The following is a 15,604-nucleotide window of genomic DNA, read 5'->3' as shown; positions in this document are numbered from 1 at the left end:
GAACACTCCTTTTTAGTATTCAATTATTTGTCTCAGGCAGTATTGGAAAAGTAACTTAATTTTCATGCTACCTGTACCTTTAAAGTACCCTATTTTCATTTTTATACTCAGAAAAGAAAAAATCTTACAATCTTCCTTTAATACATAAATCAATGAATTTAGGTAAAAGTAAAAAGGTCTCCATCTTAAAAATGAACTATTCAAAAAATTCTAATGTTAAGTTTTTGTAAAGTTACATAGAATTTGTTTCTTTTTTCGACATTTTTCAGATAAAATATCTAAGTTAGTCTACAAGACGTTTTAAATTAAAATGGGGGTAATTACATGGCATTCAAAAAAACTGATAAATTTATGGCATTACTTAGTAATATTTCTGCGAACCTTAAAGAAAGTGCAAATTTCTTCACTGATTATAAATTAAAAAATGTGAGTGATTTGAAAATTTTCTCAGAGAAAATGAAAGAACTGGAAACCAAAGGAGATACATTCGTTCACGAAGTAATCAAAGAATTGAATGATGCTTTCATCACTCCAATTGAACGTGAAGACATTCTCCATCTAGCGATGAGCATGGATGATGTTCTAGATGGACTTGAAGGATGTGCGGCATTATTTGAAATGTACTCCATTACTAATGCTGATGACTATATGAAGAAATTTGTAGACGCTATACAAGCCAGTGTTCATGAAATTGACAAAGCGGTTGAACTGCTTTCAAATAAAAAGTTACAACAAATAAGAGAACATGCGATTAAAATAAAAGATTATGAATCCAACTGTGATAATATCTTACGCCAGTCGATTAAAAATTTATTTACGGTTGAAAAAGATCCAATCCGTATTATTCAATATAAAGAAATCTACGAAAATCTTGAAGATATCGCAGACTATTGCCAAACCGTTGCTAATACACTTGAAACCATTATCATGAAAAATGCTTAAGGAGCAAATATATGAGTGTTGTATTAATTCTAACGATTTTAATTGTAATTGGTGCCCTGGCATTTGACTTTATTAATGGATTCCATGATACTGCAAATGCAATCGCAACTTCTGTATCAACAAAAGCCCTAAAGCCACGCCAAGCAATTTTGCTGGCAGCCGTAATGAATTTTGTTGGTGCTTTGACATTCACAGGCGTAGCCAAAACCATATCTAAGGATATTGTTGATCCATTCTCACTAACTGGTGGTCATACCGGATCAATTGTTATTTTTGCGGCGCTGCTATCGGCTATTATTTGGAACTTACTCACATGGTATTACGGTATTCCAAGCAGCTCTTCCCATGCAATTATTGGTTCTATTGCTGGTGCGGCAATTGCTGCCAAAGGATTTGACGTAATTAAAGCAGAAGGTTTTAAAAAAATCCTCGAGGCATTAGTCCTATCACCGATCTTAGCTTTCACAGTTGGGTATATTGTTTACAGCATTTTTAAAGTCGTGTTTAAGAACTTCAATTTAACAAAGACAAACCGAAACTTTCGTTTTATCCAGATTGCTACTGCAGCATTACAATCCTATTCACACGGAACAAATGATGCACAAAAATCCATGGGTATTATCACCATGGCTCTGTTAGCTAATGGTTATCTACATACTGATGAGGTTCCTTTTTGGGTACAGCTCTCTTGTGCGATTGCAATGGGACTTGGTACCTCCATTGGTGGATGGAAGATCATTAAAACAGTGGGTGGGAAAATTATGAAGATCCGTCCGATTAATGGTGTCGCTGCAGATTTAACGGGTGCCGCCATCATTTTCGGGGCCACCTATATCCATTTACCAGTTAGTACAACCCATGTCATCTCTTCAGGGATACTAGGGGTAGGCTCTGCACATAGACTTAAAGGTGTAAAATGGGATACAGCTCAACGGATGTTAATTACCTGGGTCATTACATTACCAATAACTTCCTTATTAGCAGGTATCATTTATTTTATTTTGAATATCTTCTTTTAAAAAAACAACCAGGAATTTTTTCTCCTGGTTGTTTTTTTAATCATTCATTATAGTCATTTTTTTGGTGATATCACTTCTAAATGCCTCGAACTTTCATATTTTTATGTTAGAGGACAAGTTTTGAGGTGAGATTGTGAAGGAAAAAATTGCAGCTATGCTGCTTGGGAGTTTGCTATTGAGTCTTGGGGTAAATGGATTTTTAGTTCCCTATCACTTGCTAGACGGAGGGGTAATCGGCTTAGGGCTACTCATTCATTATTTTTACGGTTGGCCGACTGGTCTAAGTATTATCCTTTTAAGTCTGCCTTTATATGTCTTAGCCTGGTTTTTTGAGCGACGCTACTTCTACTTTAGCCTCCACGGACTTATCATTTCTTCGTTTTGTATTGATTTTCTTTCATTTATGAACGGTAAAATACAATTAGGTATATTACCCAGTACAATAATTGGTGGATTACTTGTCGGCATTGGCATCGGTCTTATGCTTCGTTATGAAACAAGTACGGGTGGGACTGATTTACTGGCTCAGATTCTAACCAAATTCACTTCAATAAATGTAGGTATCATTATATTCTTAATCGATGGTCTAGTCATAACGAGCGGCATTCAAATAGTCGGTTTAGAAAATTTTTTTTATTCCCTTCTTACCATCATATGTGTCGGCTTTATGACGACCTTAACTGTTAGTGGTAATAATAATGAGCATTTTCCTTACTATTGAGAGATAAGAGATTTAAAAGAAACGCTGGCTCTTTGCCAGCGTTTTAATTTGTATTCTTACCATCCTTAAGTTCCGTCGTTCGAAAGGCCTCTTTCATGATTTCATAGGATTTTTTCAACCGTTCATAAAAGGCTGGCTCCCCCCACTTTTTCCAACTGTAGAAAAATGAATCAGTTTGATGCAGCTGATTATTAGTTATTTTAGGGAATGTCTGCTGGACCTTTCCATTCTCAGTGGTCACAATAGCCACCCTAATTCCGCTTGTTTCAATGCTGCTTGATAAGCCACTTTCCCACACATTTCCCATTACTTCTCTTAAACTAGGGTCCTTCACATTTAATAGCTGCCATGGAATCCTTCCTTCGAAAACCTTCTTATCCTTACTAATACTTACATCGGTTAACGAGTCGAATTCTTTATTTTTGGGATTCGCATTCCCAAACTTCAGTTTTCCAGTTTCGTATCCCTCAAAAGGAATGATTGTCTTTGTTGTCGGTATCGTTAATTCCTTATTAAGGGCAAGTCTAATGGGATGAAACACTCCATTATTCTTCTTGTTTACATATGATTGCTCGTCAATCAACTTCAACAGATGAGCATACTGATAATAGTATGTATCATAATAACTATCAACCAATATTCTTGAATTATTAGTTCCTGTAAGCTTTATTAAAAAATCAATTCCATAGTCTGTTTTTATAAAACTCTTACCTGCTAATGATATATTAGTTTGCCCTTGCTTATTGATGGTATCAAGTAATAGAAAAGTTCCTTGGTTACCAAAATCAACGGGACGATTATATTTTAGAAGAAAATATAAATACCCATTATCCGAAGAAAACCGAACTTCCTTTAAAGTGTCTTTCTTATCTTTTGTAAGATAACTATTCCTAACTCCAGCTAAGTCCCAATCCTTTGAGACACCGTCAACAATGATTTCTTGTTCCTTTTTTCCTGGTTCAAAACCATTTAAACCAAAATGCTGTTCATTTGTTTGCATGTTATTCCAGTATGGCCTTCGGTCTGGGTTATCAAAATCCATAGTGTTCCAAGTCCGTTTAAACCATTCATCCTGCCATGCGAAGACAAGCCCACCCATATATCCTTCTGAAACAATCGATTGATATAGATACTTATTAATATTCCCTTGTTCCTCTTCCGAATGAAACCCTTGGTTCATCCCATAAGCGTTCTTATGGGTTAAGCCTCTAGAAGCCGGCACACCAAATTCAGCTACAAGTACTGGCATTTGATGGGCAGCACGCAGTTCATTCAGATAGCCGGCATAATTGTTTTTCTTCCCAGTCTTATCAACATAGTTAAGGTACGACTCTTCAAAGTTTAGAAAGTCAGGATAGTATGGGTATATATGGTAGGATGCAAATAAACCTGAAGAAAACAACTTGGATGCTTTAATATGATTGGGATTAACCGATACCATGTCCTCATTCTCAAGCGGTTCAGCAGGATGCTTTAACATATCTGTAGTTAACCAGTTAGTAAAACTCATCGAATGCTGCCACATGTATTTATCGGCTTCATATTCAGCAGCATAGTCCATTAAACCAGCCAGCCAGACTTCAAAGGGATTTGCCTTTTCCGTTTTAAAGTAATCCCCTTTATATTGACCGATAGCTGAATGCTTTTCATTTGTGTTCATAACCATCGCAGGATCCCATTCTGTGCCGACAATTATTCCGAGGACATATTTTGAAATGTCATATTTATAAACACCAGAAGCATGACCAGACCGCTCAGGAAGCTTAGCCTTTCCATGGATAATATCAATCATATTTTTAATTTCCAGCTTCGCATCCTCTAGATTAACTTTGGCAAAGGCGTCTTGGGTTTGGATGAGATTTTCCTCATTAACCCAGGTACCATGAAATAGAAAGAGCGGCTTTTTAGCAATTTGGTTATATTCATAAAAGGCTTCATAAAATTGTGGCGGGTGAAGCGTATAAATTCTGATGGCATTGGCATTCATTTCGCCAATTTCTTTAAACCATCGGAAGTATTCTTCCTTGGTAATTGCCGTCTCCCCAGGAAAATATCCTGGCTTTCCAATCCCCATGTTCACGCCCTTGATTAACAGATTCTCCCATTTCCCATTCTTTTGAACCTGTATATAGGAATCTCCTGTTTGGCTATTTGACTTTATTCCATCACGGTCTGTCACTTCTACTTTTTCTTGATTCGCTATGTGGTGCAAGCCATTTTCTAAGATGTCCTTCATCATTGGAACGTATGATTCCCAATAAAAAGACTCGGTTGCTCCAACATTCCTTTTCCATATATCCAAGCCCTTTGTTTGGTAAATTTCAGGAACTTCGGATTCGTCTGCATAATCTCCTGAGAAATAATAGGAGGAATACTTAGCATTTTCGTGATAAATAACTGCAGGAAAATGGGTTGGGATCCCATATTCTTTTAGCGTTTCCTTTGCTTGCTTTGATATTGGCAGCTGATAAGCTGCTAATATTTCATCCTTATCTTTAGCTTCTATAATATCGAACCAATAGGTATACTTCCCATGAATATCGCGTGTAAAATGTTTCTTTCCTTTATCTGTTAATTGAAAAAGAAGCCCCTCATCATGAACATCCTTTTTCCCTATTACAACTACAAAATTATTTTTACTGACAAAAACGAATCCCTCACCAGTAAAGGACCATTTCTTGTTTTGTTTCTCATAATTCCCCTTTACCCATTCAGGTACTTCCATACTTTTAAGGTCCGAAAAAAATCGTCCAATCCAGCCAGACCATTCTACATTTAGTAAATTAGAAATCTCAGCTTTGGCGGTTTCTGATGTAGGGCTCGCAAAGGTATTAAATTCAGCTATTAATGTTTTTCCTTTTGACTGGATAAGTGCTTTTTCAATTAGATTGACTTCGCTTGATTTAAGTCCTCCGTATATTTTTTCAGACCTTTTTCCCGACAGATTCTGTCCCAAAAACTCTTCTTTATAAACCCCGTATTGGTCTGTTAAATAGACAACATCATATTTTTTCAAGTCCTTAGGCAGGGATGCAATCGTATATTTCTGTCCTTCTTTTGGTTCAAACCCCTTATAGTCATCGATCACCGAATATGGTCTTTTTCCATTTTTATAATATTTAGCATTGTTTAATATCCAAACAAGTCCCTTATGTTCTCTGTAGGAAGGATTTGGCACGGTCTTATCGACAATTAACACGTTTAATTTTTTAACAGGCTGAATTTGCCATAACCAAAAAGGACATGTCAAAATAATAAAAAAAAGAATTGTATAAATGATTAAATTGATGGGTTTTTTCATTCGGAAACACCTTTTCTCTTCATTTCTCCCCAACTTCTATCCCCGATTATCATTTGACATATTCCCTCACATCGCCAGAGTACAGTCATAGGCCTGTACCATATAGTTTCAGTTAAAGAGTATAAAAACAGCTTGATGATATCTGTTACTTTTGGATACCTTGTTAAGCTCCATTCTTCCAAAAGAACAGCGGTCATTGAAAAAATAGACCCATATAAACAGGAAAGAAGGAACAACAAAATAGAAAATTCAACATAGATACCGCCCAAAAATAAACAAAGGATCATAAAGAAATATCCTAATAATTCAATAACGGGACCCAAAAATTCAACAATCCAGAAGTATGGAAAAGATATAAGTCCAATCGACCCGTATTTTGGATTAAATGTTATCTTTCTATGAGTCCATAAACTTTCAAACAGCCCTCTATGCCAGCGTCTCCTCTGCTTGCGTAAGAATGTAATGTCTTCAGGAACCTCAGTCCAACATACAGGGTCAGGAACATACACAATCTTTTTCTTTGTATTTTTTTCTTTTAAGAGTCTATGGATTCTCACGACTAATTCCATATCTTCCCCAACCGTATCTGTTTTATAACCACCTGCAGCAATCACCCAGTGCTTGGAAAAAACACCAAACGCCCCAGAAATGATTAATAAAAGATTGTGACGGCTTAAGCCAATTCTCCCCATCAAAAAAGCTCGTAAATATTCGATAATTTGCATTACGACCAATGGTTTATTGGATAACTCAATTTTTTGAATATGTCCGTTAATGATTTGGCAGCCATTCGCGATTCGAACACTCCCACCTGAGGCAACAACTTCTTCATTTGAATCTATTATAGGCTTCATCACTTTTAAAAAGGCATCTGGCTCAAGAACTGAGTCGCCATCTAAAGAGCAAAAATAAGGGTAATGGGAAAAGTTAAGACCGACATTAAGCGCATCCGCTTTTCCCCCGTTTTCCTTGTCAATAAGAAACAAATTTGATAAAATGTCTGACTGATAAATTTTGCCAATTGGTTTTGTTTCCACCTGTTTTCTAACCACTTTTTTTATTTCCTTCATACCATAGTGTTCAATCACTTTTTCAAGTGTATGGTCAGTTGACCCATCATTTACCACAACCACTTCAAATGTAGGATAATTAACACTTAATAATGAGCGTACACTCTGAACAATACCTGCTTCTTCATTATAAGCAGGTACGATAATTGAAACAGGTTTGGTATAAAATTCATCCGAGTAATCTTCATAAGCTTGAACTCTGTCTAGTTGGTATTCCTTCCGAAGCTGAAAAAAGGAAATAACCAAAATAACGGAGTAGAAAGAAATGACAACTACCATATAAACTGCTATAAACCAAGCAAAAACAGTTACAACATCTCCCCAATGCAAAATTATCATTATTTATACCCCTTTATGAAGCCATTCCCAGGCCATGTCCTTGGCAAATGCATCCTTTGATGTTTCAAATACTTCCCGCAAAATCTCGTGCCCATTTGGAAATTGACAGATTGATTGGCCGGCCTGCGATCGAACCCACCATGTTTGATCATGTAAAAGTTCAATCAATCTCGATATACCTTTTACTTCTTTTAATGAACCCACAAGTTTAGCGGCTACCATTCTTTCTTCCCACTTGGTGGAATATAGAAGTTCTAAATAGGGATCTGGATTTTTTACATAACCAATTTCCGATAATGCCTTTAAGGCTCTCAGCTTGATTTCCCCTTTATAGTTGCAAAAAATATTTTCAAGAAAAGATAAATATTTAATCTCCTTTTTCATCGAAATTACATCAAGAATTGCTTTTTGTAATGGTGGGCTGCTTTTATGAAAATGTAGAATAAACTGTTCAAATTGTTGTTGCTCGAGGCGTATTAAGATATTACGATACTCGAATTCAGATAAAGAATTGTAGTGGATTGTCAGCATTTCAAATAAATTTTCATATTGGAATAAAGCTAGAATTCTCAAGGTATGAATAAGTTCTTCATGGGAAATTCGTTTTTTCTGGGATAGCTTATGTATATCATCGATAAGTAGGCTTAGTTTGAAATCCTCAATATGATAGAGGGTATTCATCCGTTGACTCCACTTTTTGCTTTTAAGCTGCTTATGATAATACTCTGCTAAATACATGGATGCTAATTCTGATAAACGTTTCTTTTCATCCTCACCCTCTAAAACTTTACTATACATGCTTAGAAGTTTTTCGGTGGCTTTCCGTTCAAGAACTGATTTAGGATTCATTCCCCTAGAATATCCTCCCTCCATAAGCATCGTAAAAAGGATGGATTGATAATTTTCTATATATTGTTCAATCGCCTTTCTGTTTTTACTAACTATTGCTTTTCTTATCGTTAAGTATATTAGTAAAACCATTAATAACCCTAAAATGGTTATAGTTAGAATTGTTAGGAAAAACAACTCATTTCTCAGCATTTTATTTCATCCCTTTGATTAACCGTTCTATCCTAGATTGAAGTTCTTTAATACTAAAAGGTTTGGTCATATAATCATCTGCTCCAAGCTTTAATGCACGTTCAATGTCCGTTTCACTTTTTCTCCCTGTCAACATAAGGACATGAATAATTCTTCTATTTTCTATTTTTTTTACTTTCTGGAGGATTTCGATTCCATCCATGACAGGCATGACACCATCTAGTATTAAAAAATGATCTCCTTTTTCCTCTAAGCGCTTGGATTCAAAAAATTGAAGACCATTTTCAAATGCCTCAAGGTTCAGTTCGTAATGATTAAAATCCATTACCTTAAGTATTCTCATTAGTATTGTTCGAATAATCGCATCGTCATCAATAACCGAAATGAACAAGGTTTTTTTCGTAATTTCATTAATTAAGCCCATCAACGATCTACTCCCTGATTGAAAATCATTCACTTATGATGAACAGACCTTCTCGGTATTTGATTCATTGCTTTTACTATTCCCTTTTTTCCTAACAGTTTGAATGTATTTAAATTTTTTTATTAATAAAACCATGTGTCACGCGTAAAATACAGAAAGTGTCGAAAAATAATAATTTTTGTCGAATTTCCCCAATTTTGAAAGTAGAAAAAAGGGATCCATCAAATTGGATCCCGAGATTGCTGCTTATATAAGATTTTTTACTTTATTTGTGCAGTTGTCCATTGCTGCCAATATCGATCCTCTAAATTGCTTTTCCTCAAGGGTAACAACTGCTTCAATCGTTGCACCGCCTGGGGTACATACATTATCCTTAAGTTCACCAGGATGTTTTCCAGTCTCAAGAACCATTTTTGCTGCACCCAGTACGGCTTGAGCAGCTAGTCGATAAGCCTGATCCCTAGGTATTCCCTGCCTTACTCCTCCATCTGCCATAGCTTCTATTAGCATATAAACATAAGCTGGTGAGGAACCACTGATTGCAGGTACGGCATCCATTAGTTTTTCATCTAGACGTTCGGTTTTACTAAAGGTGTGGAACACACTCTCTATCTCATTTATCTCGTTTTCGGAGAGATATTCATTTGCACAAATTGCACTCATTCCTTCTCCGACCACAGAAGGAGTATTGGGCATTGTTCGAACAACCTTTACTTGGAATCCAAACGACTGTTCAATATCTATTAATGTAATTCCGGCTGCAATCGTTACAATGATTACAGATTGCTTTATATCATTTTTTATTTCTTTTATGACAGTGTCATAGAGATCAGGTTTAACTGCAAGTATGAGTACGTCTGCAAACCTAGCAACGTCCCTATTATTTAATGAAGTAATAATACCGTATGCTCGTTCAATTATTTCAATCGTTTTTTCTGTATTCGCACTAGCCATGATGTTTTCTTTTGGAATCATTTGTGAATTTACAATTCCCCCCATCATAGCCTGAGCCATTTTTCCAGCTCCAATAAAACCTATTTTTTTCTTCATGTTAACTCCCCACCTATTTATACATTTCATTCTCCAGTACGATTATATTCTCTGCGTATGTAGTTCTCCCTATTTCTTTTGTATTTTCAACCAACCTATATATATTATCACAACATTGTTTTGCACCAATAACTAATAACGGCACACCGATAAAATCAATTTTTAAACCTCTAGAGAAAAATCCCCCCATAGACATTGCAAAAGGCACCGTTGGTGAAGTATTGGAGAAGACAATTTTCTCATCAAATTTAAATTTCTCTTGCAGCAATAAACACATTTCTTTTAATGCAGGAACCACATATTTGTTCCTTTTCCGTCCGATAGTGTATACAGAATGTCCATCTTCATCGATCCCATGGAAAATAATTTTCCCAAAATCGGCTTTTGTTAATTTATTAAAATATTTCACATTTAATATTTCTTCTTTCGTAAGTTTCCGTTCAGATTGTGGTAAATGTTTTAAGTGATAGGCTGCAGCTAAAGAAGTTGTATGTGTCCCACCAAAATCATTATAGATATAAATCATGGTATCATCCTTTATTTTTACTATGTATATTATGCACAATAATGCAACTGCCAATTCTTGTTACAGTCACAAAAGGATAAACTTCTCAGATTGTGGAGAAAGGTTCATTTTCTCGGCAATTTTTCATTTTATCTGATCCAAAATCCCGATTTTTATTAATTGATTTTCCCTGCTACCTAGCCTGTTGAAAATCCTATATATTAATAATTTTTAACAATTTAACTCTTTGAATTAATTTTAACGAAAGAGAATAAAATAAAAGGCTATCGAAAGTTTTTCGACAGCCTGAGAAGTTTATCACACAGGATAAACTTCTTTTACTTATTTATTTAAATCTTTAGGTGAAAAAGCTCCTGGAAGTAAGTCTTTTACTTTGAGTTTTAAAATATCACCCTTTAAGTTTGTTAGCACTACTTCCATTTCTGCATCACAAAGTTCTGAAATCACCTGACGGCAAGCCCCACAAGGTGAAACTGGCCCTTCAGTATCCGCCACAACAACGAGCGAATCAAATTGTTTTACACCCTCAGAGTACGCCTTAAACAAAGCCGTTCGTTCAGCACAGTTCGTCATGCTGTATGATGCATTTTCAATGTTACAACCATGATAAACTTGACCATCCTTTGATAATAGGGCTGCACCAACTTTGAATTTTGAATATGGTGCATAAGCAAACTCTCTCGCTTTTTTCGCTTCAACGATTAAGTCGTTTTTTTCCATCATGTTCACACTCCGCCAAGGAAATTTAATGCTGAACAATTTTTGTAATCCATTCAAGCAGGACGCCGCCAAAGTACACCCCGAAAACGCCAACGACAGCCGAAAATACTGGAGGTGCAGGTAACGGAAGCTTTAAAAATTTAAACAACATACCAACTATTAATCCGGCAATTAATGCCATTATTACGTCTCTCATCAAATAAACCTCACAATAGTTTTTTTAGTAATTGCTTAAAGATTGCTCACCTTTACTGATTGAAACACCAGAACTTGCACCAATGCGAGTTGCTCCAGCTTCTACCATTGCAATTGCATCTTCACGACTGCGAACCCCACCAGATGCCTTTACGCCAATTTCAGGTCCGACTGTTTGGCGCATTAAGCGAATATCCTCGACTGTTGCACCGCCTGTTGAAAAACCAGTAGAAGTTTTTACATAGTCTGCCCCAGCTTTTACAGAAATTTCACATGCTCTTATTTTTTCTTCTTTTGTTAACAAGCAAGTTTCGATGATTACCTTTACCAATGCTTTTCCCTTTGCAGCACCCACAACTGCAGCGATATCTCTTTCAACCAAATCATCCTGCTTATCTTTAAGCGCAGCGACGTTAATCACCATATCTATCTCATTTGCACCGTTATCAATGGCATTTTTTGTTTCAAATGCTTTTGTTTCTGATGTAGTTGCCCCAAGCGGGAAACCAATGACTGTACATACTTTCACTTCTGGGGTATCTGCAAGCATTTTAGCTGCAAAATTTACCCAAGTAGGATTTACACACACCGATGCAAATAAATATTTTTTCGCTTCTTCAACTAATTTTCCAATTTCTTCTTTTGTTGCATCTGCTTTTAATAATGTATGATCAATCATCCTAACAACATTTTGAGTCATAACCAATCTTCCTCCCTGTTTCCTGTAAATTTATATAAAGATTTTAATGGCATTTATCACAATGTAACTATATCAAACACACTGAACATTTGTAAATACATTTATGAACAAATGTAAATATTAATTTTTTTTAATTCTTATCAAGCAAGAATTGTGCTGTATATTGATCCGTAACGAGCACATTGGCGTACCCGCCTTTTAATGCTCCGTAAATTCCCTCAATTTTATTCGGACCTCCGGCTACAAGAATGGAATGGTCCTTTTTCTTTAATTCATTAAGATTTACTCCCAGTGTCCTTTCATTTAGGCTCTCGTTGCATACTTCTCCAGATTCATCAAAAAAACGCGAGCAAATATCACCGACTGCCTTTCCATAAAGAGACTTCAAGTCACTTTCTGTAAAATAACCTAGCTGAAATAATAAAGAGTCGGTTTTAATTGGACCAATCGTAAAGAGAGCAATATTGGCCTGACTTCCTAGCTCGAGGATTTTTCGAATATGACGATCAGCCTCCATTGCCTGTTTTACAACGACATGATCGACAATTGCAGGAAGCGGTAGATTATGGGGGGTTGTATGAAAGGCCTTGCCAAAAAGATATAAAATCTCCGATGCATACGTATTTGTTTCAGCGTGGCTAACACCGCCCTTTAATTGAACAACCTTTACCCCTTTTACAAATTTCTGCTTGAGTTCAACCGCAACATGGTATAAAGTTGTTCCCCAAGTCACCCCAATTATGTCGTCGTCCTTGACAATTTCATCAAGATAAACGGCAGCTTTTTCACCTAGATAATTCTTTATAATGTGATCTTCATATTGTGGAATCGAAGCGACAACCGCCTTTTTAAGATTGAACTTTTGTTCAAGCTGCATCGCAAGATTCTCAACATCTTCAGTAGGATCCAAAATATTGATTTGGACAATACCATCACTTTTCGCCTGCTGTAATAGACGGGATACAGTAGGGCGGGAAACTCCGAGCTTCTTGGCAATTTCATTTTGATTATAATCCAATAGATAATATAACTTTGCTGCTTCAATGACTTTCGCTAATTTTTCACGATCCACTGCTATCACCCTATGTTTTAATATTTTCTTAATTGTAACAAAAAAAACAAATGATTTCATTTATAGTTTACATTTGTAAACAACATTTTGAATTTAATTTCAATATATTTAAAGATGGGCTTTATTAGGACGGTGAATTTTCATCATCTATTATGGGGAACATTTATTAAGATATTTATCTGGTTTATTGAAAATTGAAAAAGACACGAAAAAGTCATCCGCTAATCTTCAGTTCTTCTATATACTGAATAAGGAAAATGATTCCTTCCGAGGAGGCGATACTTTGCAGAAATTAGGGGGATATATATACAAAAAACGTAAATGGGTACTCGTGTTTTGGATTTTTGTGATCCTGTTATTAGGATTTTTTGCATTAAAATTACCGACAGTTCTTAGCGGAAATGGTTTTGAGTATAAAGGCGAATACAATCAAACACGTAAGCTCCTCGAACAAGAATTTGGACATTCTAAATCCTCCATTATCCTTGTGTTCGAAAAAGATAAATCGGTTAGTGATGAGAATTTCAGGAAGTTCATTCAAGACATATTTGATAAAATAACGGCTATTCATGATAGGCAACAAATGATTCTTCCATTCGAGCAGGACGGGATGGTAAAGGATAATTATGCCTATGGACTTCTTACTTTTAACAAGAAGGCGGAGAGTCTTGGAAAAGAAATTAACCAATTAAAAGATGTACTTGAAAATAAAAAGGGCTTAAAGGTCACAATGACTGGTGAACCAATTATTGTTCAAGACCTAAATACTGCGAGTCAGGAAGATTTAGCAAAAGCGGAAATGATCGGTTTGCCGATTGCCTTAATCGTTCTTATCCTAGCGTTCGGAGGTCTTGTTGCTGCCTCTCTCCCGATTGTAATCGGTGTTGTTTCGATATTATGTACAATGGGAACCGTTTACTTTTTTAGTTATGGTGCTGATTTAACCATTTTTATATTAAATATTGTTCCAATGATCGGGTTGGCACTAAGTATTGATTTTGCTTTATTGTTTATCAATCGATATAAAGAAGAACTAAAAACCAAATCCATTCAGTCTGCACTTGAAATAACAGTATCAACCGCGGGACGATCCATCATCTTTTCAGGCCTTTGTGTTTTTATTGGCTTATCAGCTCTTTGGTTTATCAAAATTGATATTTTTCAAAATGTTGCGCTAGGCGGGATGACCGTAGTGTTAATTTCTGCCGTTTGTGCATTAACCTTTCTTCCTGCATTGCTTGCCATATTGGGAACCAAGATCAACAGATTAAGTATACTGCCCTTGGCAGACGAGCAAACAAGCATATGGTACCGATTTGCTAAGATTGTGATGAGGCGCCCTATTCTTATGACAGTTACAGCCCTTGTTATTCTTTTGGCAGGATTGATACCTCTTAAACAAATGGTTTTAGCAATTCCTGGTACTGAATCTCTGCCGCCAAATTACCCTTCACGAACTGCCTTGGAAGTATTTAAGGATCACTTCGTAGCAAAAGAACAGCGCGATGAGAAAAAAGTGACGATGGTACTAGAAACAAAAGGCAGCATTCTTGAAAAAAACAATCTTGAAAAAGTAAGTGAAGTGATAAAAAAACTTGATAACGACAGGCTCGTAAATTCTATAAACTCACCCTTTTCCGCCACAGGATTACAGGATGTGGACCAACTTTATCAAGTCCTCACCATTGGAAAAAATGCCAAGATGGCTCCTATTTTTGATTACTATATTAGAGATAATAAAATGCTTATCGAGGTGTATTTAAAAACAGGCGAACATTCTTCTAAAGCAAGACAATGGGTAGCTGATTGGTCTAATAAAGATTTAGGCTTAAAAGCTTCATTTGGCGGACCCATAAAATTTGAGCAAGAAATTTTTTCGGAAATATTCCAAAAAGCTCCCTACGGATTCTTATTGATTGTCATTTCTACGTTTGTAATATTAATGGCAGCTTTCCGCTCGATTCTTATTCCATTGAAAGCCATCCTAATGAATGTGTTAAGCCTGGGCTGCACCTTCGGAATTGTTGTCTGGATTTTCCAGAAAGGTCATTTAGGAATCACACCTGTTGATATTGCCTTAATTTTACCTGTGTTTGTTTTTACACTTGTTTTTGGTCTTTCAATGGATTACGAAGTATTTCTCATCTCGAGAATACAGGAATTCTATTTAAAAACAGGTGATAATAGTGAGGCTACAATTTCTGGTTTGACTTATACCAGTAAAATTATTACCTCAGCCGCTGCCATTATGATTGTCGTTACTGGTGCGTTTGCTTTTACTGGGGTTATGCCAGTTAAGCAATTAGGGGTGGGAATTGCCATAGCAATTTTCATTGATGCGACGATTGTGAGGATGGTCTTGGTGCCAGCCTTGATGAAGCTGCTTGGCGATTGGAACTGGTGGTTTTTTGGCAAAAAAAATAAAAGACTACATAGATCAAGTAAAAAGCCAGCCTAATTTCACTTGATTGTCAAAAAGAATCA

Annotated in this window: 14 protein-coding genes; 4 read left to right on the top strand and 10 right to left on the bottom strand. The window is 36.0% G+C overall.

The genetic code is table 11. The annotated features are described in order from the left end of the window. The first annotated feature begins 324 nt into the window (after positions 1-324). From AB7942_RS22670 to AB7942_RS22660, 3 genes are all read left to right on the top strand, one after another. The gene (locus AB7942_RS22670) at positions 325-942 is read left to right on the top strand and encodes a DUF47 domain-containing protein (RefSeq protein WP_088085931.1); all 618 of its coding nucleotides are present in this window, start codon (positions 325-327) and stop codon (positions 940-942) included. Between the two features lie 11 nt (positions 943-953). After that, positions 954-1,961 (top strand): inorganic phosphate transporter, encoded by a 1,008-nt coding sequence (locus AB7942_RS22665; protein WP_088085930.1) that lies wholly within the window; start codon positions 954-956, stop codon positions 1,959-1,961. 133 nt (positions 1,962-2,094) lie between these two features. Then, positions 2,095-2,682, top strand: a complete 588-nt coding sequence (locus AB7942_RS22660) for a YitT family protein (RefSeq protein WP_335399044.1) — start codon at positions 2,095-2,097, stop codon at positions 2,680-2,682. 43 nt (positions 2,683-2,725) lie between these two features. On the opposite strand, the gene AB7942_RS22655 is transcribed toward AB7942_RS22660, so the two are convergent. The 10 genes from AB7942_RS22655 to AB7942_RS22610 all read right to left on the bottom strand — a co-directional run bounded on the left by AB7942_RS22655 (position 2,726) and on the right by AB7942_RS22610 (position 13,120). Beyond that, positions 2,726-5,983, bottom strand: a complete 3,258-nt coding sequence (locus AB7942_RS22655) for a hypothetical protein (protein ID WP_369448604.1) — start codon at positions 5,981-5,983, stop codon at positions 2,726-2,728. Further along, complete coding sequence (locus AB7942_RS22650) at positions 5,980-7,392, bottom strand: glycosyltransferase family 2 protein (RefSeq protein WP_369448603.1); 1,413 nt, start codon at positions 7,390-7,392, stop codon at positions 5,980-5,982. Before AB7942_RS22650 ends, AB7942_RS22655 begins: the two co-directional genes overlap by 4 nt. 3 nt (positions 7,393-7,395) lie before the next feature. Then, complete coding sequence (locus AB7942_RS22645) at positions 7,396-8,433, bottom strand: HEAT repeat domain-containing protein (RefSeq protein WP_369448602.1); 1,038 nt, start codon at positions 8,431-8,433, stop codon at positions 7,396-7,398. Between the two features lies 1 nt (position 8,434). Further along, the gene (locus AB7942_RS22640; RefSeq protein ID WP_369448601.1) at positions 8,435-8,857 is read right to left on the bottom strand and encodes a response regulator; all 423 of its coding nucleotides are present in this window, start codon (positions 8,855-8,857) and stop codon (positions 8,435-8,437) included. Between the two features lie 246 nt (positions 8,858-9,103). Then, entirely contained in the window at positions 9,104-9,907 is an 804-nt protein-coding gene (proC, locus tag AB7942_RS22635) for a pyrroline-5-carboxylate reductase (RefSeq protein WP_335399036.1), read from the bottom strand. A 13-nt stretch (positions 9,908-9,920) separates the two neighbouring features. Beyond that, the gene (locus tag AB7942_RS22630) at positions 9,921-10,433 is read right to left on the bottom strand and encodes a DUF3189 family protein (protein WP_088085923.1); all 513 of its coding nucleotides are present in this window, start codon (positions 10,431-10,433) and stop codon (positions 9,921-9,923) included. Between the two features lie 321 nt (positions 10,434-10,754). After that, complete coding sequence (locus AB7942_RS22625) at positions 10,755-11,153, bottom strand: cytidine deaminase (protein WP_369448626.1); 399 nt, start codon at positions 11,151-11,153, stop codon at positions 10,755-10,757. 25 nt (positions 11,154-11,178) lie between these two features. Beyond that, positions 11,179-11,349, bottom strand: a complete 171-nt coding sequence (locus tag AB7942_RS22620) for a DUF1427 family protein (RefSeq protein WP_088085922.1) — start codon at positions 11,347-11,349, stop codon at positions 11,179-11,181. Positions 11,350-11,373: 24 nt separating this feature from the next. Next, positions 11,374-12,048: a deoxyribose-phosphate aldolase gene (gene deoC / locus AB7942_RS22615; RefSeq protein WP_088085921.1), complete on the bottom strand. Its 675-nt coding sequence runs from the start codon at positions 12,046-12,048 to the stop codon at positions 11,374-11,376. Between the two features lie 130 nt (positions 12,049-12,178). Continuing rightward, the gene (locus AB7942_RS22610; protein ID WP_215003866.1) at positions 12,179-13,120 is read right to left on the bottom strand and encodes a DNA-binding transcriptional repressor DeoR; all 942 of its coding nucleotides are present in this window, start codon (positions 13,118-13,120) and stop codon (positions 12,179-12,181) included. Between the two features lie 283 nt (positions 13,121-13,403). Between AB7942_RS22610 and AB7942_RS22605 the strand changes: the two genes are divergently transcribed. Further along, a complete protein-coding gene (locus tag AB7942_RS22605) occupies positions 13,404-15,578 on the top strand; it encodes an MMPL family transporter (RefSeq protein ID WP_369448600.1) in 2,175 nt (724 codons plus the stop codon). Positions 15,579-15,604 lie beyond the last annotated feature (26 nt).

Source organism: Neobacillus sp. BF23-41, assembly GCF_041106275.1.
The sequence above is the reverse complement of the archived record's forward strand: the minus strand, read 5'-3'. Positions and strand labels throughout refer to the sequence as shown.

Coding starts and splice junctions, on each gene's coding strand:
- AB7942_RS22620 (WP_088085922.1), bottom strand. CDS start 11,349: ATGAGAGACGTAATAATGGCATTAATTGCCGGATTAATAGTTGGTATG.
- AB7942_RS22650 (WP_369448603.1), bottom strand. CDS start 7,392: ATGATAATTTTGCATTGGGGAGATGTTGTAACTGTTTTTGCTTGGTTT.
- AB7942_RS22670 (WP_088085931.1), top strand. CDS start 325: ATGGCATTCAAAAAAACTGATAAATTTATGGCATTACTTAGTAATATT.
- AB7942_RS22665 (WP_088085930.1), top strand. CDS start 954: ATGAGTGTTGTATTAATTCTAACGATTTTAATTGTAATTGGTGCCCTG.
- deoC (WP_088085921.1), bottom strand. CDS start 12,048: ATGACTCAAAATGTTGTTAGGATGATTGATCATACATTATTAAAAGCA.
- AB7942_RS22655 (WP_369448604.1), bottom strand. CDS start 5,983: ATGAAAAAACCCATCAATTTAATCATTTATACAATTCTTTTTTTTATT.
- AB7942_RS22645 (WP_369448602.1), bottom strand. CDS start 8,433: ATGCTGAGAAATGAGTTGTTTTTCCTAACAATTCTAACTATAACCATT.
- AB7942_RS22630 (WP_088085923.1), bottom strand. CDS start 10,433: ATGATTTATATCTATAATGATTTTGGTGGGACACATACAACTTCTTTA.
- proC (WP_335399036.1), bottom strand. CDS start 9,907: ATGAAGAAAAAAATAGGTTTTATTGGAGCTGGAAAAATGGCTCAGGCT.
- AB7942_RS22625 (WP_369448626.1), bottom strand. CDS start 11,153: ATGGAAAAAAACGACTTAATCGTTGAAGCGAAAAAAGCGAGAGAGTTT.
- AB7942_RS22640 (WP_369448601.1), bottom strand. CDS start 8,857: ATGGGCTTAATTAATGAAATTACGAAAAAAACCTTGTTCATTTCGGTT.